Annotated in this window: 17 protein-coding genes; 10 read left to right on the plus strand and 7 right to left on the minus strand. The window is 68.0% G+C overall.

From position 1 onward, the window contains the following. Positions 1-135: 135 nt before the first annotated feature. Both asd and BMX32_RS00370 read left to right on the plus strand, forming a co-directional pair. Positions 136-981 carry an archaetidylserine decarboxylase gene (gene asd, locus BMX32_RS00365; protein WP_089973866.1) on the plus strand — a complete coding sequence of 282 codons (846 nt, stop codon included), beginning with the start codon at positions 136-138 and terminating at the stop codon, positions 979-981. A gap of 137 nt (positions 982-1,118) precedes the next feature. After that, on the plus strand, positions 1,119-1,565 hold the full coding sequence (locus BMX32_RS00370) for a hypothetical protein (protein ID WP_211664157.1): 447 nt from the start codon (positions 1,119-1,121) through the stop codon (positions 1,563-1,565). Between the two features lie 15 nt (positions 1,566-1,580). Here the strand turns inward: BMX32_RS00370 and BMX32_RS00375 are convergent, their stop codons facing one another. Next, complete coding sequence (locus BMX32_RS00375; protein ID WP_089973867.1) at positions 1,581-3,104, minus strand: transglycosylase SLT domain-containing protein; 1,524 nt, start codon at positions 3,102-3,104, stop codon at positions 1,581-1,583. 138 nt (positions 3,105-3,242) lie between these two features. Between BMX32_RS00375 and BMX32_RS00380 the strand changes: the two genes are divergently transcribed. The 3 genes from BMX32_RS00380 to greB are packed head-to-tail and all read left to right on the plus strand — an operon-like array spanning position 3,243 to position 6,510. Continuing rightward, entirely contained in the window at positions 3,243-4,748 is a 1,506-nt protein-coding gene (locus tag BMX32_RS00380) for a helicase HerA-like domain-containing protein (RefSeq protein ID WP_089973868.1), read from the plus strand. 2 nt (positions 4,749-4,750) lie between these two features. Continuing rightward, a complete protein-coding gene (locus tag BMX32_RS00385) occupies positions 4,751-6,013 on the plus strand; it encodes a DUF4013 domain-containing protein (protein WP_089973869.1) in 1,263 nt (420 codons plus the stop codon). Then, positions 6,010-6,510 carry a transcription elongation factor GreB gene (gene greB / locus BMX32_RS00390; RefSeq protein WP_089973870.1) on the plus strand — a complete coding sequence of 167 codons (501 nt, stop codon included), beginning with the start codon at positions 6,010-6,012 and terminating at the stop codon, positions 6,508-6,510. The genes BMX32_RS00385 and greB overlap by 4 nt, the downstream gene beginning before the upstream one ends. Positions 6,511-6,608: 98 nt before the next feature. On the opposite strand, the gene BMX32_RS00395 is transcribed toward greB, so the two are convergent. Next, entirely contained in the window at positions 6,609-10,163 is a 3,555-nt protein-coding gene (locus BMX32_RS00395; protein ID WP_170843525.1) for an ATP-binding protein, read from the minus strand. An 84-nt stretch (positions 10,164-10,247) separates the two neighbouring features. Between BMX32_RS00395 and BMX32_RS18360 the strand changes: the two genes are divergently transcribed. Next, the gene (locus BMX32_RS18360) at positions 10,248-10,892 is read left to right on the plus strand and encodes a response regulator (RefSeq protein WP_139206643.1); all 645 of its coding nucleotides are present in this window, start codon (positions 10,248-10,250) and stop codon (positions 10,890-10,892) included. 100 nt (positions 10,893-10,992) lie between these two features. Here the strand turns inward: BMX32_RS18360 and BMX32_RS00400 are convergent, their stop codons facing one another. Both BMX32_RS00400 and rimO read right to left on the minus strand, forming a co-directional pair. Then, a complete protein-coding gene (locus BMX32_RS00400; RefSeq protein ID WP_089973872.1) occupies positions 10,993-11,796 on the minus strand; it encodes a DUF3025 domain-containing protein in 804 nt (267 codons plus the stop codon). Positions 11,797-11,800: 4 nt separating this feature from the next. Further along, positions 11,801-13,117: a 30S ribosomal protein S12 methylthiotransferase RimO gene (gene rimO, locus BMX32_RS00405; RefSeq protein WP_089973873.1), complete on the minus strand. Its 1,317-nt coding sequence runs from the start codon at positions 13,115-13,117 to the stop codon at positions 11,801-11,803. 193 nt (positions 13,118-13,310) lie between these two features. On the opposite strand from rimO, the gene BMX32_RS00410 reads away from it, so the two are divergent. Both BMX32_RS00410 and BMX32_RS00415 read left to right on the plus strand, forming a co-directional pair. After that, positions 13,311-13,982, plus strand: coding sequence for a dienelactone hydrolase family protein (locus tag BMX32_RS00410; RefSeq protein WP_089973874.1), 672 nt, complete (start codon positions 13,311-13,313; stop codon positions 13,980-13,982). Next, the gene (locus BMX32_RS00415) at positions 13,979-14,437 is read left to right on the plus strand and encodes an HIT domain-containing protein (protein WP_089973875.1); all 459 of its coding nucleotides are present in this window, start codon (positions 13,979-13,981) and stop codon (positions 14,435-14,437) included. Before BMX32_RS00410 ends, BMX32_RS00415 begins: the two co-directional genes overlap by 4 nt. 53 nt (positions 14,438-14,490) lie before the next feature. On the opposite strand, the gene BMX32_RS00420 is transcribed toward BMX32_RS00415, so the two are convergent. The 3 genes from BMX32_RS00420 to apbC all read right to left on the minus strand — a co-directional run bounded on the left by BMX32_RS00420 (position 14,491) and on the right by apbC (position 16,789). Beyond that, complete coding sequence (locus BMX32_RS00420) at positions 14,491-14,982, minus strand: hypothetical protein (protein WP_089973876.1); 492 nt, start codon at positions 14,980-14,982, stop codon at positions 14,491-14,493. An 87-nt stretch (positions 14,983-15,069) separates the two neighbouring features. Then, entirely contained in the window at positions 15,070-15,636 is a 567-nt protein-coding gene (dcd, locus tag BMX32_RS00425) for a dCTP deaminase (RefSeq protein ID WP_089973877.1), read from the minus strand. A 67-nt stretch (positions 15,637-15,703) separates the two neighbouring features. After that, positions 15,704-16,789: an iron-sulfur cluster carrier protein ApbC gene (gene apbC / locus BMX32_RS00430; protein WP_089973878.1), complete on the minus strand. Its 1,086-nt coding sequence runs from the start codon at positions 16,787-16,789 to the stop codon at positions 15,704-15,706. A gap of 174 nt (positions 16,790-16,963) precedes the next feature. Between apbC and BMX32_RS00435 the strand changes: the two genes are divergently transcribed. Together BMX32_RS00435 and metG are read left to right on the plus strand one after the other, a co-directional pair. After that, on the plus strand, positions 16,964-17,410 hold the full coding sequence (locus BMX32_RS00435) for a DUF2147 domain-containing protein (RefSeq protein ID WP_089973879.1): 447 nt from the start codon (positions 16,964-16,966) through the stop codon (positions 17,408-17,410). An 81-nt stretch (positions 17,411-17,491) separates the two neighbouring features. Continuing rightward, positions 17,492-19,597: a methionine--tRNA ligase gene (gene metG, locus BMX32_RS00440; RefSeq protein WP_089973880.1), complete on the plus strand. Its 2,106-nt coding sequence runs from the start codon at positions 17,492-17,494 to the stop codon at positions 19,595-19,597. The last annotated feature ends 8 nt before the right edge of the window (positions 19,598-19,605 follow it).

Here is a 19,605-nt window from a genome sequence, read left to right on the forward strand (position 1 = left end):
GTCGCGCGGCACCGGTCCGCTCGAGCTTCCGTCGCGAACCGACCTTCGCCGCTTATCGGCCGACCTCGATGAAGGAAACGTGTAGAGAGCCCCCCGGACGTGGATCATCGGGCGTGGTCCCCTATACTCCCGCGCATGAAGCCCAACGTCCTGCTGCAGTACATCCTCCCGCACCGGTTCCTTTCCCGCATCGTCTACCAGGCGACCCGCTGGCCGTGGACCCCATGGAAGAACTTCCTCATCGGGGAGATCGTCAAGCGCTACGACGTCGACATGAGCCAGGCGGCGCAGCCCGATCCGTTCGCCTACCCGCATTTCAATGCGTTCTTCACGCGCAAGCTGAAGCCCGATGCCCGGCACGCGGATCCGGATCCGCAGGCCGTCGTGTCGCCGGCCGATGGCCGGATCAGCCAGTCGGGCCGCATCCGCGATGGCCGCATCTTCCAGGCGAAGGGCCAGGAGTACACAGCCGCGGAACTGCTCGGCGACGAGGCCGCGGCCGCGCCGTTCCGCAACGGCAGCTTCGTCACGATCTACCTCTCGCCCCGCGACTATCACCGCGTGCACATGCCGCTCGAAGGCGACCTCACCGGCACCACGCACGTGCCGGGACGCATCTTCAGCGTGGCCCCCTTCGCCGTGGAGGCGATCCCGCGCCTGTTCGCCCGCAACGAGCGGCTGGTCTGCCACTTCGACGGCGCGCACGGCCCCTTCGTGTCGGTGATGGTGGGTGCGATCCTCGTCTCCAGCGTCGCGACCGTCTGGGACGGCCTGACCATCCCGCCGTACGCCCATGCGATCCGTCGCAGCGACTGCCGCGAGCGGAAGGTGCACCTCGACCGCTTCGCCGAAATGGCCCGCTTCAACATGGGGTCGACGGTCATCCTGCTGCTGCCGGAAGGCTACGCACTGGACGAACTTCAACCGCAACAACAGGTTGTCGTTGGCCAGCGCCTGGGCCGGTGGTCGGGCCAGGCCTGAGCGCGTGACGGCGCGCGTCACAATGTGACGAAAACGTCTTACATTTGACTCATGGCCGGCGTATCCTGCGTCGACCGTCGTTCGCTGGGGAAGCTCGACGGGACCGTAAGAAGCATCCGTACTAGGGGAAGTAGTCCATGCGTCTGGTCACCCATCTCATTGCCGTCAATCGCGAAATCCGGCTTCGTCGCCAGCTCGCGGACATCGAACGCGTCGTGCTCGCCCTTCCGGTGCGGGCGCATGCGGACCTGCAGCAGCTGGTTCGCCGCGAGATGGAGCAGGCCGCCGCCTGCGACTTTCCCCACCTCTACGGCACCCCGCCCGAAGAGCGCTACAGCACCTATGGCCACGGCCCCGATATCGGGCTGGGCAAGGCGCGCTCCGAGAATCCGCTGATCGCCACCCGCGGCGTGGCGTTGTGGATCGCCGCCGTTTACCACGAGACCCTCGATTCGCGACGCCCCGGCATGGAGGACCTGCATCGGCAGATCCTGCGCCTCATGCGTCAGATCAAGGAGCTCTCCGCCTCGGAACGACGTGACGCCACCGCTGCGTGGATGAACGAACCGCAGGCGGTGGCGTAACAGCCCCCAGCCGGTTCAACGGCACACGGGCACGCGCAGCGCCTGCCCTACCCTGAGCTGGTGACCCTTCAGCCCGTTCATGCGGGCGATGTCTTCGACGTCGGCGCAGTTGCTCTTGCGCGCGATGCTCACGAGCGTGTCGCCGCGGCGCACCGTGTAGCTCCTGGATCCGCCCGATGCCGGCTTCGACGCCGGCGACGGGCCGTTGGCCAGTGCCGACGACGTGGCGGCCGGGGGTGGCGGCGCGACGATCTTCACGGCGTTGTGCAGGTCGCTGGCGAGGATCGGCCACGGGCCGTCCGTGCAACTCGTGGCGTAGGCCTTCTCCAGCTGCCTGGGCACTTCGAGTCGCGCGCCCATCGGCTGCGTCTGCTGCGGATCGAGCCGCGGATTGAGGTTGCGCAACGTGCGGAACCAGCCGTTCGTCATGCCCTGCGCCGAGCCGAGGCACACGGTGAGTTCCGTGAGCGAGGCCGGGCGCTTGAGCACGATCTGACCGCCCTCGCCGTCGATCTTCGGCCAGGTGAGGTGGTAGCTGTCCGGATGCAGGAACAGCCACGCGGCGGCCAGCACCATGGGCACGTAATCGCGCGTTTCGGCCGACATCTGGCCGTAGATCTGCGGATCGTAGAAGCTCGCGCCCGGGCTCGTCGCGGCGATGCGGCGCATGCGCCCTTCACCACCGTTGTAGGCCGCCAGCGTCAGTTCGAGGTTGTTGTTGAATGCGCCGAGTTGCTCGTCGATGTATTCCGCGTTGGCCTGCGCGGCCAGCGTGGGGTCGAAGCGCTGGTCGAAACCGTCCTCGTTCGACAGACCGAAACGCAGGCCCGTCGCGTACATGAACTGCAGGGGCCCCGACGCGCCGGAACGCGACACCGCGTGCACCTTGCCGCCGGATTCCTTGGCCATGATGCCGAACAGCAGCGCCTCGGGAAGATCGGCCTTCTTGTACGCGGGCCACATCTTGTAACGCATCATCTGGTAATTGACGTACGCATCCATCAGGTTCGGACGCAACTGCGTCAGCCACATCTCCAGCGCGGCCTTCACCGGGCCGTTCATCACCATCAGGTCGGAGAACTGCTGGCCCTTCAGCATCGTGACGCTGCGCTGCGCCTGCGGCAGCGAACCGAGGGCGACCGACGATCCGGCGTCGCCCGGCTGCGCGCCCACCTCGGCGCCCTGCACGGTGTCGTCGGCGTCTTCGCCTTCGATGAAGCTGCCGTCCTTCAATCGCAGCAGCCGGTCGAACACGGCGGCGAAACGTTGCGGATCGCAGCCCGGCGTCAGCCCACAGCGCGCGGACGCGTCCTTCAGCTGATCGAGGGCCTGCTTGCGCGTGCGGTCCGCCGTGGGAGTGTCGCCACGGCGTGCCTGGTCGATCGACGCCTCGTACCCCTTGCTCGCCTGGTTCATCCGGTCGTACAACGCATTGACCTCCGGCGTCGCCTTCGTCGGGCGGGGCGCCCCGCCGGACGCGCAACCAGCGAGAATGGCCAGGGGAAGGAGCAGGAGGTTACGCGGTACGCGGACAGGCATGCACGGGCTCGGACGGGTCGGACAATGCGGGCCACGTTACCCCCCGGGGCCTGCGGACTCAAGCGGCACGACGGCAAATTCCCCGTAACGGCGAGCCGTTGCGTAGACTTGTTCAGCATCTTGTTAAGGACGAAAAGCATGGCCAGCATCTTCGTAGGACGCAACGACGACACGGCCGTCGACCTCGACGCCCGCTACGGCAACCGGCACGGCATGATCGCCGGCGCCACCGGTACCGGAAAATCCGTCAGCCTGATGCTGCTTGCCGAGGGTTTTTCCCGCCTCGGCGTGCCCTGCTTCCTCGCGGACGCCAAGGGCGATCTGGCCGGCCTGTCGCAGGCGGCCGGCGCCCCGTCGGAGAAACTCGCCGCGCGCCTCGCCCGGCTCGGCCTCGCCGACTGGAAGCCGCAGGCCAATCCCGTGGTCTTCTGGGACATCTACGGCAAATCGGGGCATCCGGTGCGCGCCACCGTGTCCGAAATGGGCCCCACCCTGCTCTCGCGCATCATGGAACTCAACGACACGCAGGAAGGCGTGATGGAAGTGATCTTCCGCGTGGCCGACGACGAGGGGCTGCTCCTGCTCGACCTCGGCGACCTCCGCGCGATGCTGGGCTTCGCGGCCGAACACGCGAAGGACATCTCCGCGCGCTATGGCCTCATCAGCACACAGAGCGTCGCGGCGATACAGCGCGCGCTGCTGAAGCTCGAGCAGGACGGTGCCGACGCGTTCTTCGGCGAGCCGGCGCTCGAACTCGCCGACCTGATGCGCCAGGACATGAGCGGGCGCGGCGTCATCAGCGTGCTCGCCGCCGACGCGCTGATCATGAAGCCGCGCCTGTATTCCACATTCCTGCTGTGGCTGCTCTCGGAACTGTTCGAGCAGTTGCCCGAGGTGGGCGACCTCGACGTGCCGAAGATGGTGTTCTTCTTCGACGAGGCGCACCTGCTGTTCGACGACGCGCCCCCGGCGTTGCGCCAGCGTGTCGAACAGGTCGTGCGCCTGATCCGCTCCAAGGGCGTGGGCGTGTATTTCTGCTCGCAGAATCCCGACGACGTGCCCGGCGAGATCCTCGGCCAGCTCGGCAATCGCGTGCAGCATGCGCTGCGCGCGTTCACGCCGCGCGACCAGAAGGCCGTGAAGGCGGCCGCCGAAACCTTCGCGCGCAATCCGAAGCTCGACGTGACGGAAGCCATCGGCACGCTGGGCACCGGCGAAGCGCTGGCGTCCACCCTCGGCGACGGCGGCGTGCCGTCGCCCGTGCAGAAAGTGCTCGTTTCCACGCCCACGTGCCGCATCGGCGCGATCACCGACGACGAACGCCGCACGATCCGCTCGCGCTCGCCGGTGGGTGGCAAGTACGACACCGCGATCGACCGCGAATCCGCGGAAGAACGGCTCGCGGCGCGCGCGGCGGAAAAGAGCGCGACGGACACCCCGCCTGCGAAGGCTGGCCGCAAGGACGACGGCGCAGGCGATACCGGAGGCTGGGGCGGCGTCGTGCGCGACGCCGTCTTCGGCACGGGACGTCGCCAGGGCATGATCGAGACCATGGCGAAATCCATGGTGCGCACCGCGGGCTCGCAGGCCGGGCAGCGGATCGTGCGCGGCATCCTGGGCAGCATCTTCGGCGGAAAGCGCTGACGATGCCGCGGCATGCACTCGCGGATCCGACGACCCCGTTCGCCGAACGCATCCGCCTCGGCTGGCGCTACCCGCTCGGCGGCGCGGCGATCTGGACCATCGGCGCGATCACGCTGTTCGAATCCATCGCGTTCCTGCCGATCACGGGCCTGAAACTGCTGGTTCTCGCGCTCGGCTGGGTCGCGCTGTACACCTATTCTTTCGAATGCCTCCGGCATACGGCCGACGGTTACGCCGATCCGCCCGAAGCGGCGGTCAATGGCGGCGACGGCACGAGTGTCGCGCTGATCCTCATCCAGCTGACGGGCAACGCGGTGGCGGTGCTCGCCCCCATCCTGTTCGGCTTCCCGGGCCTCGCGGTCTCGTTGCTGTTCGCGCTGGTGCTGCCGGTGATCACGATGTCGCTCGCCTTCGACGGCGTGGGCGCGGCGCTCAATCCGCTCACGTGGTTCGAGGCGATCCGCCGGCTCGGCGGCAGCTACGCGATGCTGTTCGCGATGGTGCTCGCCAGCAGCCTGCTCCAGGCCGCCGCGCAGTACGCATTGAAGGACCACGGGCCGACGTTCTTCGGTACGCTGGGCTATTACCTCGTCGCGAACTACCTCACCGTGTACAACTTCCACCTGATGGGCGCGCTGATCCATCACAAGCACGAGGCGCTCGGCTACCAGCCCGCGGCGATCGACATCGCCGCGGCGGCCGAGCCCGACGACGATCAGGCCCTGCTCGCGCACGTCGACCTGATCGCTCGCGACGACGTGCCGGGCGCGACGGACATCCTCACCGAACGACTGCGCGAAGGCCTTGCGCCGGCGTCCATGCACACCCGTTATCGCGAACTGTTGCGCGCGCAGGGTCGTCTGCCCGAACTGCTGGTGCACGGCCAGATCTGGATCGCGGCGCTGGTGACCGCCGGCGAAACGCGCCGGGCACTCGGCGTGGTGCAGGACTGCATCGGCGTCGACGCCACGTTCCTGCCCGACGACACCCTCACCTGCGGCCCGCTCGCCGACACCGCCGCGCATGGCGGCATGACACGGCTCGCGCTGCACCTCGCGGAAGGCTACGCACGCACGTGGCCGCGCGACATGGGCGCGCCGCATTACGGCCTGCTGGCCGCGCGCATGCACGAGCGCCTCGGGCAGCACGACGACGCCGCGGCGCTCGCGCGGCAGCTCCTTGCCGGGCATCCCGATCACCCGCTCCGCATCGACGTCGAGGCGTTCCTGACCTCCGTCGATGCCGCCCGCCCGGTGTCCCGATGAGCCGCTGGCGTCCACCGGCGCCGTCCTCCACGGCGATCATCACGCGCGAAGGCTTCGAGCGCCTGAAGGCCGAGCTCGACCACCTCTGGCATACGGTGCGGCCGGAAGTCGTGAAGGCGCTCGCGGCGGCGGCCGCCGAGGGCGATCGCTCCGAGAACGCGGAGTACACGTACCGCAAGAAGCAGCTCGGCGAGATCGACCGTCGCGCGCGCTACCTGAGCAAGCGCATTCCGGTGCTGAAGGTGGTCGAGGCCGCGCCGTCGCAACGCGACGCCGTGTTCTTCGGCGCCACCATGGAACTGGAAAACGTCGCATCCGGCGAGACGGTGCGCTACCGCATCGTCGGCCCCGACGAGACCGACGCGCGCAAAGGCTGGATCAGCATCGACTCGCCGATGGCGCGCGCGGTGCTGAAGAAGCGCGTGGACGACGAATTCGACGCGGAGCTACCCGGGGGGCGCACGCGCTTCGCCATCGTGGCCGTGGCGTACGAATAGCCAGCGACGTTCGGTGGGAGCCAGCCTGCTGGCGATGGGTGCTCACGGCAAGCGCCCATCGCCAGCAGGCTGGCTCCCACCCGGAGATAGATCACGTGTCACGAAGCGATCGCCAGGCGATCGGCCAGCCGTTCCAGTCCGTCGTTGAACGCGGCCACCTCCCTGCCGAAGGCGTCCACCGCGCCGATGTCCAACGCGCCGCCGTCGCGTAGCGCGCGCTCGATGCGCTCACCGCGCTCGCCGACGTCCGAGTGCCCGAACACGTTCACGCCGCCGAGGACGTGATGGATCCAGCCGGCGATCTCGCTGGCCTCGCCGCGGTCGAGCACGGCCGGCAGGCGCGTCAGCGCGTCGCGTGTGGCGTCGACGCCGGCCCGGATCACGCTGGCGATGTTGCCGTCGTGCCCGAACGCACGGCGCAGGCGGTCCATGTCCACGACGGGCACGTCGTCGTCGTCCGGCAACAGCCAGCGATCGAGCGCCTCATGGAAAGCCTCCAGGCGAATGGGCTTGCGCAGCAGGTCGTCCATCCCCGCGGCGAGACAGATATCCCGCTGGTCGGCGCGCGCGTCGGCGGTCATCGCGACGATGGGCATGCGCCGTCCGGTGCCGGCCTCGCGCCGACGTACCTCGCGCGCCACCTCGTAACCGTCCATGCGTGGCATGTGGCAATCGACGAGCAACAGGTCGTAGCGGGCGGCGTCAATCGCCTCCAGCGCGGCGACGCCGTCGTCGACGACGTCGCAGACGTAGCCGCGCATGCCCAGCTGCACGCGGACCAGCTCCTGGTTGACGGGGTGGTCCTCGGCCAGCAGGATCCGCGCGTCGCGGCGCACCGCACGTCCCAAGGAAAAACCCTCGGGCTCCGCTAGGCGCGGCACGGTCGCCGGATCGGCCACCGCGAGCTCCAGCGTCAGGGTGACGACGGTGCCCTGCCCCGGCTCGCTGTCGATCGCGATATGTCCACCCATGCGTTCGATCAGGCGTCGGGCGATGCTCAGCCCGAGCCCCGTGCCGCCGAAGCGTCGCGTCGTGGACGACTCCGCCTGGCTGAAGGGCGCGAACACGTGCCGCAGTTTCGCCGCGTGAATGCCGATGCCCGTGTCCGCCACGGCGATGCGAAGCCGCTGGCGATTGCCGTGTTCTTCGTCGACGCGGACCTCGACACGGACCTCGCCGCTGGCGGTGAACTTGATCGCATTGCCGAGCAGGTTGAGCAGCACCTGGCGCAGGCGCCCGTCGTCGACGACCACGGCGGACGCCAGCGCGGTGTCGACGTGCGAACGCAGCACCAGGCCCTTGGCCTCGGCCTGCGCCTCCATGATCGCCACGGCGCCTTCGACGATCGCGCGCGGATCGGCGGGCTGCGGGTCGAGCTCGAGGTGTCCTGCTTCGATCTTCGAGAAGTCGAGCACGTCGTCGAGGATGTGCAGCAGCGCTTCGGCGGAGTGTTCGATGGTCGACACCATCTTGCGCTGCCGCGGGTCGAGCGGCGTGCGTTCGAGCACGTCGAGCAGGCCGATCACGCCGTTCATGGGCGTGCGGATCTCGTGACTGATGGTGGCGAGGAAGTCGCTCTTCGCGCGGGTGGCCGCCTCGGCCTCGTCACGCGCGTGCGCGACGCCGCGCGCCGCGAGTTCCTGCGCCGTCACATCCACCCAGTAACCGTTCCAGCGCACGCTACCGTCGGCCGCGGCGAGCGGCACGGCGTCGGAGCTGATGTAGCGGACGCGTTCGCCGACCTGCGCGCGCACGGTCACGTGCAGTGGCGTGAGTTCGCGCGCGGACCGCTCGAACGCGTCGCGCAGTCGCTCGCGATCTTCGATCGGCACCGGCGCCAGCATCGTGGCGTCGCCCGCGAGCAATGTCCCCGGTTCGATGCCGAGGATGCTCAGCGGGTCGCCACCGACGTAGGTCATCGCATACGCGCCATCGGTGCCGCGGACGGCCTCGTAGACGACCGCCGGCACGTGCGCGGTGACTTCCGCGAGGCGTCGTTCGGTGCGCTCGCGGCGCCGCGTCTCGCGACGCAGGTTGAGGTAGGCGTAGCTGATCGCGATCAGCGAGACGAGCAGCACGAGCACGAACGGCAGGACCCGCCCCGCGATCTCGCGCCACGTCGGGCCGACGACGTAGTGCGCCGCGAACCAGGTGTTGCGGATTTCCTGCTGGCGATGCGTCGACAGGTTCACGAGCACGCGATTGATCAGTGGCACCAGGGGCGCGAGCTCGCTGCGCACGCCGATGGCGATCGCCTCGGTGTCGCCGGTCGGCGCGGCGACCTTGAGCTGACCGAGGAAGGCTTCGCGGATGTGGTAGTCGACGGAGGCGAGGTTGCCCACGAACGCGTCGCCCTCGCCCGCCGCCAATCGGCGCATGCCGTCGAATTCCGTGTCGACGGGGATGACCGTCGCGCCCGGAATGCGTGCGAGCAGCCGCCGGATGGGCTCGCGGGTGACGTTGCCGAACACGCGCTTGCCGGCGAGGTCGTCGCGCCCCGCGACGGTCGGCGCGCCCTCGCGCGTGACGATCATGATCGGGAAATCGAGGTACGGCACGCTGGGTTCCAGGAACGGGAACGTCGCGCTCTGCGGATTGTTGATCGCGGCGACGAGATCGACGTCGCCATGGCGCACGCGCGCCACGGTGCCGGCCCAGTTCTCGCTGGTGACCTGCGTGAGTCGCAGGCCGAGTTCGGCGGCGATCTCGCGCACGTAGTCGAGTGCCAGTCCCTCGGCTTCGCCCTGCCCCGACAGCAGGCTGAAGGGCGCGTAGCTCGGGTCGACGCCGAGGCGCAACGTCGGCAACGCCTTCAGGTAGGCCTTTTCCTTCTCGCTGAGCGGAATGTCGGTGCCCCGCGGCCGGGGCGCGATCTCGCGACCGACCCAGCGCGCGCGCAGCCTGCCGTGATCGGCCGCCGTCAGTTCGCCGAGGGCATGGTCGATCGCATGCCCCAGCGGCGCGCGATCGGCCGGCACGGCGAACGCCAGTGCGCTGATGGGAAGCGCCAGCGGCGCCCCGACCCGCAGTGCGTGCTCCAGCCCGAGGCGCGACACGAACTCGCGCGCCGAGAACGGGTTGTCGAGGTACGCGGTGACGTCGCCGGAGCGGACTTTCTCGAGCGCGTCGGCCGTGGACGACGTCTCGACGAGGGTGGTTTCCGGCAGTTCCCGCCGCAGGGCGGTCATGTCGAAGTAGCCGGCGTGCACGGCGAGCCGCTTGCCGCGCAGGTCTCCGGGCCGGTGGATCACCGGCGCGTCGTTCCGTTCCACGAGGGCCGGCAGGGATTCGAAATAGGTCGCGCCGACGCGGATACCCGGCATCCCGGCTTCGAGTGGCGTGACCGACGTGGCCACATCGATCTCGCCACGCGCGAGCGCCGCCAGCAGTTCGGGCCACGACGCGTAGACGCGGGTCTGCAGGGTCACCCCGAGGTCCGTCGCGATCTGGCGCAGGTAATCCGGGCCCAGCCCCTCCAGCTCGCCGTCGCGCATTTCCTCGAACGGCGGGTATCCCTCCCGGTAGGCGCCGACGGTCAGCACCGGGTGGCGCCGTAGCCACTCGGCGTCCTGGCGGGACAGCGGCGTCTCAGGCGCGGCAGCGACGGGGAGCGCCAGCAGGACCAGGATTAACAACAGCAGGCGTCGGATCACGTCGTGGACTTCGTCAGGGAAGGCTTGGTGGGCATAATCGGGGCCTGTACGCTCGACCGCAACGAAAGCAGGAGAACACGACGCATGCCATCCAAGGCACTCAGGGTCATTCTGGCCGACGACCATCCCCTGGTCCTCGTTGGCGGCGCGCTGGCGCTGGAGAACGCCAACATCGAGGTCGTGGGCAAAGCCCGGGCCACGGACGAACTGATGGCCCTCCTCGCGGAACGCGGATGCGACGTCGTCATTACGGATTTTCTCATGCCGAGTGATCGGCAGGATGACGGATTCGCCCTCCTCGACACCATCGTGAAGCAGTATCCGGACATGGCGGTGGTGGTGCTGACGATGATCAACCGGCCTGCCGCGCTGCAGTCCATGCTCAACCGCGGCGTGCTGGGCATCGTCGACAAGCGCGCCCCGATGGACGAACTCGCCACCGCCGCTCGCGCGGTCGCCGCGGGCGAGACCTATCTCAGCGAAACGCTGCTCGACATCCTCAACGAGGCCGACGAGGTGTCCGAGGCCATGCCCGGCGCCGCCCTGTCGCCGCGCGAAACCGAGGTGATCCGCCAGTTCGTGGCTGGACGCTCGCTGCAGCAGATCGCCGAGAGCGAAGGCAAGTCCGTGAAGACCATCAGCCGCCAGAAGCGCGACGCCATGCGCAAGCTCGGCGTGGATCACGACAGCCTGCTCGGCGACTACGTGCGGGATCACGGGTTGAGGTAACCCAGAGCCGAAGCGAAGGTCCACGGGTGGGAGCCAGCCTGCTGGCGACGGGTGCTCGCGACAAGCGCCATTCGCCAGCAGGCTGGCCCCCACCCGTCAGCTATGCATCCGGACCGCGCAGTGGTGACGGGTACGTCCGCCCCGCCCTCAAGGGCTGGAAACACGGTGCCGTCGTGTAGAACGCTTCGTCACCCGTTTCCGGGTGCCAGCCCGGCACGCCCGATACCGGCAACGGCCGCAGCTCCAGCGGATCGTTCAACACCTGGCCCGAGGCGATCGCTTCGGCGCAACGTGCCAGGGGATCGCCCTCGCCGAGCACCACCAGCGCCTTCCCCACGAGCAATTTGCGGGGCGTGAGCGCGTGTTCGAGCAACGCGTGCCCGAACACCTCGACGTGCGCGTCCCCGGACAGCCACGCGCCGCGATGCGTCCAGAACAGCGCATGCCAGTCGTGCGCGTCCCATGCTGCCAGCATCGCGGGATCGCGCAGGCGGACGATCATGCCCGCCTCGTCGAAATGCGTGAGAGCGCACTGGGGGCGCGATCGTTCGCGTGGTCCCATCACGGCGATCTCCGCGACCTGCCGCGCGTTCAGCGCCCGCTTGATCGCGCCATGGCGAAGCCACACGAACGCGTTGAAGAGGTCGTGCCAGTTTTCGGCACGCGTCGCCACGGCCCCGTGGCGCGCGATGCGCTCTTCGTAATGCAGGCCGTCGGCGAGGAGCCCCTTGTCCTGCGTGACGAATCGCCGGTCCGATCCCGTGGCCCATAGCGCATTGAGCGCCTCGACGTCCGGCCAGCGCTCGCCCTCGACGAAGGCGGCGTAGGCGGACCAGTGCGACAGGGGCGGCGACGCGAGCACACGTCGATCCAGCGCCTCGCGCGTCGGCGCCACATAGCGCATGGGATCAGGCCAGACGGCCGTAGAGATCGTGCGCGTCGGCTTCCTCGACCAGCACGTCGACGAACTGGCCGGGCTTCAGCAGCTGGCCGTCGTCGATGCGGACGGCACCGTCGATTTCCGGCGCGTCGGCACTCGACCGGCCCCATGCACCGTCGGCGTCGATCTCGTCGACCAGCACCTTGATCGTGCGACCGACCTTGCGCTGCAGCTTCGCCGCGGAGATTTCCGCCTGCACCGCCATGAACTGTTCGAGGCGATCCTCTTTCAGTTCCTCGTCGATCTGCCCCGGAAGGTCGTTGGCCTTCGCACCATCCACCGGCGAGTAGGCGAACGCGCCGACGCGGTCGAGCTCGGCTTCGCGAAGGAAGTCGAGCAGTTCCTGGAATTCGTCGTGCGTCTCGCCCGGGAAACCGACGATGAAGGTGCTGCGGATCGTGAGGTCCGGCACCTGGCGGCGCCAGTTCTGCACGCGCTCCAGAGTCTTCTCCACGTTGCCCGGACGCTTCATCAGCTTGAGGATGCGCGGGCTCGCGTGCTGGAACGGGATGTCGAGGTACGGAAGGATCTTGCCGTCGGCCATCAGCGGCATGATCTCGTCCACGTGCGGGTACGGATAGACGTAATGCAGGCGCGTCCACGCGCCGAGCTCCGACAGGCCTTCGCAGAGTTCGGTCATCCGCGTACGGTAAGCCTTGCCCCGCCATGCGTGTTCCGCATAACGCACGTCGACGCCGTAGGCGCTGGTGTCCTGCGAGATGACGAGCAGCTCTTTCACGCCGCCCTTCACCAGGCGCTCGGCTTCCATCAGCACCTGATCGACGGGCCGGCTGACAAGATCGCCACGCATCGACGGGATGATGCAGAAGCTGCAACGGTGATTGCAGCCTTCGGAAATCTTCAGGTACGCGTAGTGCTTCGGCGTGAGCTTCACGCCCGTGTCGGGCACGAGGTCGAGAAACTTGTTGCGCGTCGGCGGAATCGCCGCGTGGACCGCGCTCATCACGCTCGCGTAATCCTGCGGACCGCTGATCGCGAGCACGTCGGGATAGCTGTCGCGGATCAGTTCCTGCCGCTTGCCGAGGCAACCGGTGACGATCACCTTGCCGTTCTCGTGCAGGGCCTCGCCGATGGCGTCGAGCGACTCCTGCACCGCTGAATCGATGAAGCCGCAGGTGTTCACCACCACGGCATCGGCCTCGCCGTAGCTCGGCACGATCTCGTAGCCCTCGACCTTGAGCTGGGTGAGGATGCGTTCGGAGTCGACGAGCGCCTTCGGACAGCCGAGGCTGACGAAACCGACTTTGGGAGCGGCCTGGGACATTGCCGTGGGTACCGGGGAGGGGAAACCGCGCATTATAGCCTGTCGCGCCGGCGCGGGCCGGGCTGGTGGGAGCCAGCCCGCTGGCGAGGTGCTTGCCGCCATACCGAATCGCCAGCAGGCTGGCCCCCGCCGTGCTCCTTGCGCCGTCGGGCAGTTAATCTTGTCGGACTTTCCCACCCACCCGGAGCTTCCCATGGGCCGCACCCTCATCCTCGACACCTCCCGACCGCACGAAAGCATGGACGCGTACCTCGCCGAGCCGTCGGGCACGCCGAAAGGCGGCGTGGTGGTGATTCAGGAAATCTTCGGCGTGAACGCGCACATCCGCAGTGTCGCCGACCGGTTCGCCGCCGAAGGCTACGTGGCCATCGCGCCGGCGCTGTTCGATCCCGTCGAGAAAGGCGTGGAGCTCGGCTACGACCAGGAAGGCATGCAGAAGGGCGTGAAGCTCATCGCCGAGCTGGGCCTGCTGCGTCCCACGGAGGACACCGTGAAGGCCGCCGCTTACCTCGCCGACACGTACAAGGTGAAGGTGGGCACGGTGGGTTACTGCTGGGGCGGCACCGTCGCGCTGCTGGCCGCACTGCGTCACGGGCGGCCCTCGGCCAGCTATTACGGTGCGCGCAACGTGCCGTTCCTGACCGAACCCGCGAAGGCCAACGTGATCTTCCATTTCGGCGAGCGCGATCACTCGATCCCGCCGGACATGGTGGAGAAGCATCGCGAACTGAAGCCGGAGATGGATACCTGGGTGTATCCGGCCGACCACGGCTTCAATTGCGACGCGCGCGCCAGCTACGACGAGCCGAGCGCGAAGCTCGCCTGGGAGCGCACGCTGGCCTTCTTCACCCGCGAACTGGCGTGAGCGGCGCCTTCGACCTCGATCCGCGGCTCGCCGGCGACACCTTCGTCGTCGGCGACCTGCCCCTGTGTCGCGTGCTGCTGATGCGCGATGCGCGTTATGCGTGGCTGGTCTTGGTTCCTCGGCGCGCGGGTCTGACCGAAGTCGCCGACCTGCCGGCGGAGGATCGTGCCACGCTCTGGCGCGAGGTGGATCGAGCTGCCGAGGCACTGCGTGCGGTCGCCCCCTGCGACAAGATCAATATCGGTGCGCTCGGCAACGTCGTGCGGCAATTGCACGTGCACGTGGTGGCACGCGTGGAGGGCGATGCGGCGTGGCCCGGGCCGGTGTGGGGGTTTGGGGTGGCGGAACCGTATGGCGACGGGGCGGCGGAGAACCGAATCGTGGCCATAGGCCAGTGGCTGACACGATTCGGTGGGAGCCAGCCTGCTGGCGATGGGAGCTTGCCGCCACCCTGAATCGCCAGCAGGCTGGCTCCCACCAAAAAAAAGGGCGCCGGAGCGCCCTTCTTTTACTGCTGCGTCTGCGGGTCGTAAGCGCCGCTGGACGCTTCCTTGCCCTGCATGCGATCCGGCAGGGCCGCCTTGTGCGGGGTGTCTTCCAGCTGGCGCGCGTTCTCTTCGACGGCGTTCAGGCGGACGAGCTCGCCCTTCTTGTCGTAGTAGACGGTGAAGCCGTAGTCGAGCTGCATGCGCGCCATGAAACCGAGATGGTTGTCGCGGATCTTGGAGTCGTCGCTGGGCAGCACGAGAACCGTCTTCGGCAGCTTGCCCTGATCCTTCAGATAGGCGAAGTGGCTGCCCGTGTCGGCGGCGGAAAGCACCGCGCCGTCGACGAGGAACTGGCCGCTCTTGTAGGCCTTGATCGTGTAGTCGAACTGGCCCTGCGTCGACGCGGCGGCATCGGTCTTCGACGCGCCGCGGTGGCAACCGGCAAGGACCAGCATGCTGGCGAGGAGGATCGCCGCGGCGGCGCGGGCCATCAGGGTGGGGATGCGGATCATGCGGTGTCTCCGTGAATCGGGTGGGGACTGGAAAAGGGCGAGTCTACCGCGCGCAGGTGTCTGGCGCGGCTGCGACGCGAAGGCCGTTCAGGTGCTCGGCAGCGTGACGCCGCGCTGGCCCTGGTACTTGCCGCCGCGGTCGGCGTACGACACTTCGCATTCTTCGTCGGATTCGAGGAAGAGCATCTGCGCCACGCCTTCGTTCGCGTAGATCTTCGCGGGCAGCGGCGTCGTGTTGGAAAACTCGAGCGTCACGTGGCCTTCCCACTCGGGCTCGAGCGGCGTCACGTTCACGATGATGCCGCAGCGCGCGTAGGTGCTCTTGCCGAGGCAGATGGTCAGCACCTTGCGGGGAATGCGGAAGTATTCGACGGTGCGCGCCAGCGCGAACGAATTCGGCGGGATGATGCAGACGTCGGACTTGATGTCGACGAAGCTGCGTTCGTCGAACGCCTTCGGATCGACGATCGTCGAATTGATGTTCGTGAACACCTTGAATTCGTCGGCGCAGCGGACGTCGTAGCCGTAGCTCGACGTGCCGTACGACACCAGCCGGTGGCCGTCGCGCTCCTTGACCTGGCCAGGCGCGAACGGCTCGATCATGCCGTGCTCCGCGGCCATGCGGCGGATCCACTTGTCGGACTTGATGCTCACTTACTGTCTCCCTCGCTGGAGCCGGAAAGGTATAGGAACGTCGGCGAACGTGCCACCCGGCACGCGCTTACGTGTTCTGGATGACGATCTTGGGGAACGTGATGGCCTTGTTGCGCGCCTGCAGCGACAACTTCGCCGCCGTGTGGCGGGCGATGGCGCGGTAACGGGCCGTCAGGTCGGAATCCGGCATCGCGGCCACCGTGGGGTTGCCCTGGTCGGCCTGCTCGCGGATGCGGATGTCCAGCGGCAGGTCGCCGAGGTACGGGATGCCGGCATCGCTCGCCATGCGCGCACCGCCGCCCTGTCCGAAGATGTGTTCTTCGTGGCCGCAGTTCGTGCAGATGTGCGTCGCCATGTTCTCGACCACGCCCAGCACCGGCACTTCCACCTTGCGGAACATGCCCAGCGCCTTGCGGGCGTCCAGCAGCGCGATGTCCTGCGGCGTGGTGACGATCACGGCGCCGGACACCGGCACCTTCTGCGACAGGGTCAGCTGGATGTCGCCGGTGCCCGGCGGCAGGTCGATCACGAGGTAGTCGAGGTCTTCCCAGCGCGTGTCGTTGAGCAGCTGCATCAGCGCCTGGGTGACCATCGGGCCACGCCAGATCATGGGCGTGTCTTCCTCGATCAGGACGCCGATGGACATCGCCTGCAGGCCGTGGGCCCGCATGGGCTCGATGCTCTTGCCGTCCGGCGAGACCGGCTTGCCGCTGAGGCCGAGCATGCGCTGCTGGCTGGGACCGTAGATGTCGGCGTCGAGGATGCCCACTTTCGCGCCTTCGGCGGCGAGCGCCAGCGCCAGGTTCACGGAGAGGGTGGATTTGCCCACGCCGCCCTTGCCCGACGCGACCGCCACGATGTTCTTCACGCCCGGCAGCGGCGACAGCTGGCCCTGTACCTTGTGTGCATGGACGCGGCAGCTCATGGAGACGGCGGCTGACGAGATGGCCGGGTCGGCTTCCAGTGCCTTCCGGACCTCGAGGGCGGCCTGCTCGACGTAGCCCGCGGCGGGATAGCCGAGCTGGACGTCGACGGATACGCGGTCGCCATCGACGCCGACGGCGCGCACGGCGGCGCTCAGCGGCTGGCCGGAATGGGGATCGATGACGCGGTCGAGGATGCCGCGGACGAGGGTTTCGCTGGCCTGGGTCATGGGGGGCGCGTGAGGAAAATCGAAGATCGACCATTATGCCAGCAAGCCGCGGCAGGCCGCGCCCTGCATGCGGGAGCCGCCTCGGCGGCCCCGTCTGGCGCAATGCAGCTTGACGGGCGCCCCGCCCGTCGTCAGGCTCCGGCCGTACCTGACCGTATGGGGAGTCCGCAGCCTATGAAGCACCCGATCCGCACCGTCCTCGCCCTCGCGCTCGTCGCGACCGCGTTCCCCGCCCTGGCCGACAACGCGTCCCCCGTCGGCAAGTGGAAGACCATCGACGACAAGACCAACGAGACGAAGTCGATCGTCGAGATCACCGAGAACAACGGGCTGCTGGAGGGCAAGGTGCTCCAGGTGCTGAAGTCCGACCACGGCCCGCACCCGGTCTGCTCGGAATGCTCGGGCGAGCGCAAGAACAAGCCCATCGAAGGCATGACCATCATGTGGGGCCTGAAGAAGGACGGCGACGAGTGGTCGGGCGGCCAGATCCTCGATCCCGCCAAGGGCAAGATCTACAAGGTGAACCTCAAGCTCGTCGACGGTGGCAGGAAGCTCGACGTGCACGGCTACATCGGCTTCTCGCTGATGGGTCGCAGCCAGGAATGGGTGCGGACCGAGTAATCGCATCGGGTGGGAGCCAGCAGGCTGGCTCCCACCGATCCCATGCCATAATCCCCGGTCCATAAGCCGACCGTGCGAATCATGGCCCGCCGCATCCTCGTCACCAACGCCCTCCCCTACGCCAACGGCCCGCTGCATCTGGGCCACATGCTCGGTTACATCCAGGCCGACATCTGGGCGCGCGCGCAGCGCATGCAGGGCAACGAGGTCTGGTACGTCGCGGGCGAAGACGCCCACGGCACGCCGATCATGCTGGCCGCCGAGAAGGTGGGTAAATCCCCCGAGGATTACATCGCCGGCATCCGCGCGGGGCACGAAGCCGACTTCACCGACTTCCACTTCAGCTACGACCAGTACCACACCACGCATTCGCCCGAGAACCAGGATCTCGCGACGACGATCTACACGCGCCTGCGCGACGCCGGCTACATCGCCCGGCGCGACATCCAGCAGCTGTACGATCCCGAGCGCGACATGTTCCTGCCGGATCGCTACATCAAGGGCGTCTGCCCGAACTGCGGCACGCCCGACCAGTACGGCGACAACTGCGAGAACTGCGGCGCCACCTACGCACCGACCGACCTCGTCAATCCGTACTCGGTGATGTCGGGCGCCACGCCGATCCTGCGCGACTCCGAGCACTATTTCTTCGAGCTGTCGAAGTTCGAGACGCTGCTGCGCGACTGGTTCGCCGGCAGGCTCACCGACGGGAAACCCGTGGCGAACAGCGGCGTGTCCGCGAAGCTCGCCGAGTGGCTCGACGGCGGCCTGCGCGACTGGGACATCTCCCGCGACGCGCCCTACTTCGGCTTTCCGATCCCCGATGCCCCGGGCAAGTTCTTCTATGTCTGGCTCGACGCGCCGGTCGGCTATCTCGCGTCGTTCAAGGCGCTGTGCGAACGAACGGGCCTGCGCTTCGACGACTTCCTCGGCACCGACAGCACGGCCGAGATGCATCACTTCGTCGGCAAGGACATCATCAACTTCCACGGCCTGTTCTGGCCGGCGATGCTTCACGGCGCGAACATGCGCACGCCGACGGCGCTGCACGTCAACGGTTACCTGACCGTCAACGGCGCGAAGATGTCGAAGTCGCGCGGCACGTTCATCCAGGCGCGCACGTACCTCGACGCGGGACTCGATCCCGAGGCCCTGCGCTACTACTTCGCCACGATGCTCGGGCCGCAGCCCGTCGACGTCGATCTCGATCTCAAATCGTTCGAAGAGCGCGTCAACTCGCACCTCGTCGGCAAGTGGGCGAACATCGCCAGCCGCACCGCGGGCTTCCTGCACACGCACTTCGCCGGTCGCCTCGCCGATCGCTTCGACGACGAGGCCACGGCGCTGTGGAACGACCTGCTCGCACAGTACGACGGCATCGAGGCCGTTTACGAAGCCGACGAATTCGCCGAGGTCTCGCGCCGCTTCGTCGCCATGGCCGATGCCGTCAACGGCTACATCGCCGCGAAGGCGCCGTGGGTCATCGCGAAGGACGAAGCACGCCGCGACGAGCTGCAGCAGGTCTGCACGTTCGCCATCAACGCGTTCCGCCTGCTGTCGGGCCTGCTGAAGCCGATCCTCCCGATCACGGTCGCCGCCGCCGAGGTGTTCCTCGCCGCACCGATCGCGAGCTTCGCCGATGCGCGCCGCGAGCTGTTCGGCCACACCGTCGCCGCGTTCACGCCGCTGTTCGGCCGCCTCGATCCGAAGAAGATCGATGCGATGGTCGATGCGTCGAAGGAATCCCTCACCCCCGCGGAGCAGGCTCGCGCCAACGCCGCGGTGGCCAAGCCCCCCAAGAAAGCCAAAGAAGCTCCGAAGCCCATGACCGACGCCGCCACCGACACCGCTGCCGCCACCATCTCCATCGACGACTTCGCGAAGCTCGACCTGCGCGTCGGCAAGGTGACCGCCTGCGAGTTCGTGGAGGGTTCGGACAAGCTCCTGCGCTTCGAGCTCGACGCCGGCCCGCTCGGCACGCGCCAGATCTTCTCGGGCATCCGCGCCGCCTATGGCGAGCCGGGGTCGCTCGTCGGTCGCAACGTCGTATTCATCGCCAACCTGGCGCCGCGCAAGATGCGCTTCGGCCTGTCGGAGGGCATGATCCTCTCCGCCGGCGACGGCGGCGCGGACCTGTTCCTGCTCGACGCCGACCAGGGCGCGGCGCCGGGCGCCACCGTCCGCTGACCGCACCC

The organism is Luteibacter sp. UNCMF331Sha3.1 (assembly GCF_900109915.1).
Taxonomy (GTDB): Bacteria; Pseudomonadota; Gammaproteobacteria; order Xanthomonadales; family Rhodanobacteraceae; genus Luteibacter.

Excerpts from the sequence above, each read along its gene's own strand:
- BMX32_RS00420 (WP_089973876.1), bottom strand. The coding sequence starts at position 14,982 with ATGATCCGCATCCCCACCCTGATGGCCCGCGCCGCCGCGGCGATCCTC.
- BMX32_RS00435 (WP_089973879.1), top strand. The coding sequence starts at position 16,964 with ATGAAGCACCCGATCCGCACCGTCCTCGCCCTCGCGCTCGTCGCGACC.
- asd (WP_089973866.1), top strand. The coding sequence starts at position 136 with ATGAAGCCCAACGTCCTGCTGCAGTACATCCTCCCGCACCGGTTCCTT.
- BMX32_RS18360 (WP_139206643.1), top strand. The coding sequence starts at position 10,248 with ATGCCATCCAAGGCACTCAGGGTCATTCTGGCCGACGACCATCCCCTG.
- BMX32_RS00400 (WP_089973872.1), bottom strand. The coding sequence starts at position 11,796 with ATGCGCTATGTGGCGCCGACGCGCGAGGCGCTGGATCGACGTGTGCTC.
- BMX32_RS00380 (WP_089973868.1), top strand. The coding sequence starts at position 3,243 with ATGGCCAGCATCTTCGTAGGACGCAACGACGACACGGCCGTCGACCTC.
- greB (WP_089973870.1), top strand. The coding sequence starts at position 6,010 with ATGAGCCGCTGGCGTCCACCGGCGCCGTCCTCCACGGCGATCATCACG.
- rimO (WP_089973873.1), bottom strand. The coding sequence starts at position 13,117 with ATGTCCCAGGCCGCTCCCAAAGTCGGTTTCGTCAGCCTCGGCTGTCCG.
- BMX32_RS00385 (WP_089973869.1), top strand. The coding sequence starts at position 4,751 with ATGCCGCGGCATGCACTCGCGGATCCGACGACCCCGTTCGCCGAACGC.
- BMX32_RS00370 (WP_211664157.1), top strand. The coding sequence starts at position 1,119 with ATGCGTCTGGTCACCCATCTCATTGCCGTCAATCGCGAAATCCGGCTT.
- BMX32_RS00410 (WP_089973874.1), top strand. The coding sequence starts at position 13,311 with ATGGGCCGCACCCTCATCCTCGACACCTCCCGACCGCACGAAAGCATG.
- BMX32_RS00375 (WP_089973867.1), bottom strand. The coding sequence starts at position 3,104 with ATGCCTGTCCGCGTACCGCGTAACCTCCTGCTCCTTCCCCTGGCCATT.
- apbC (WP_089973878.1), bottom strand. The coding sequence starts at position 16,789 with ATGACCCAGGCCAGCGAAACCCTCGTCCGCGGCATCCTCGACCGCGTC.
- metG (WP_089973880.1), top strand. The coding sequence starts at position 17,492 with ATGGCCCGCCGCATCCTCGTCACCAACGCCCTCCCCTACGCCAACGGC.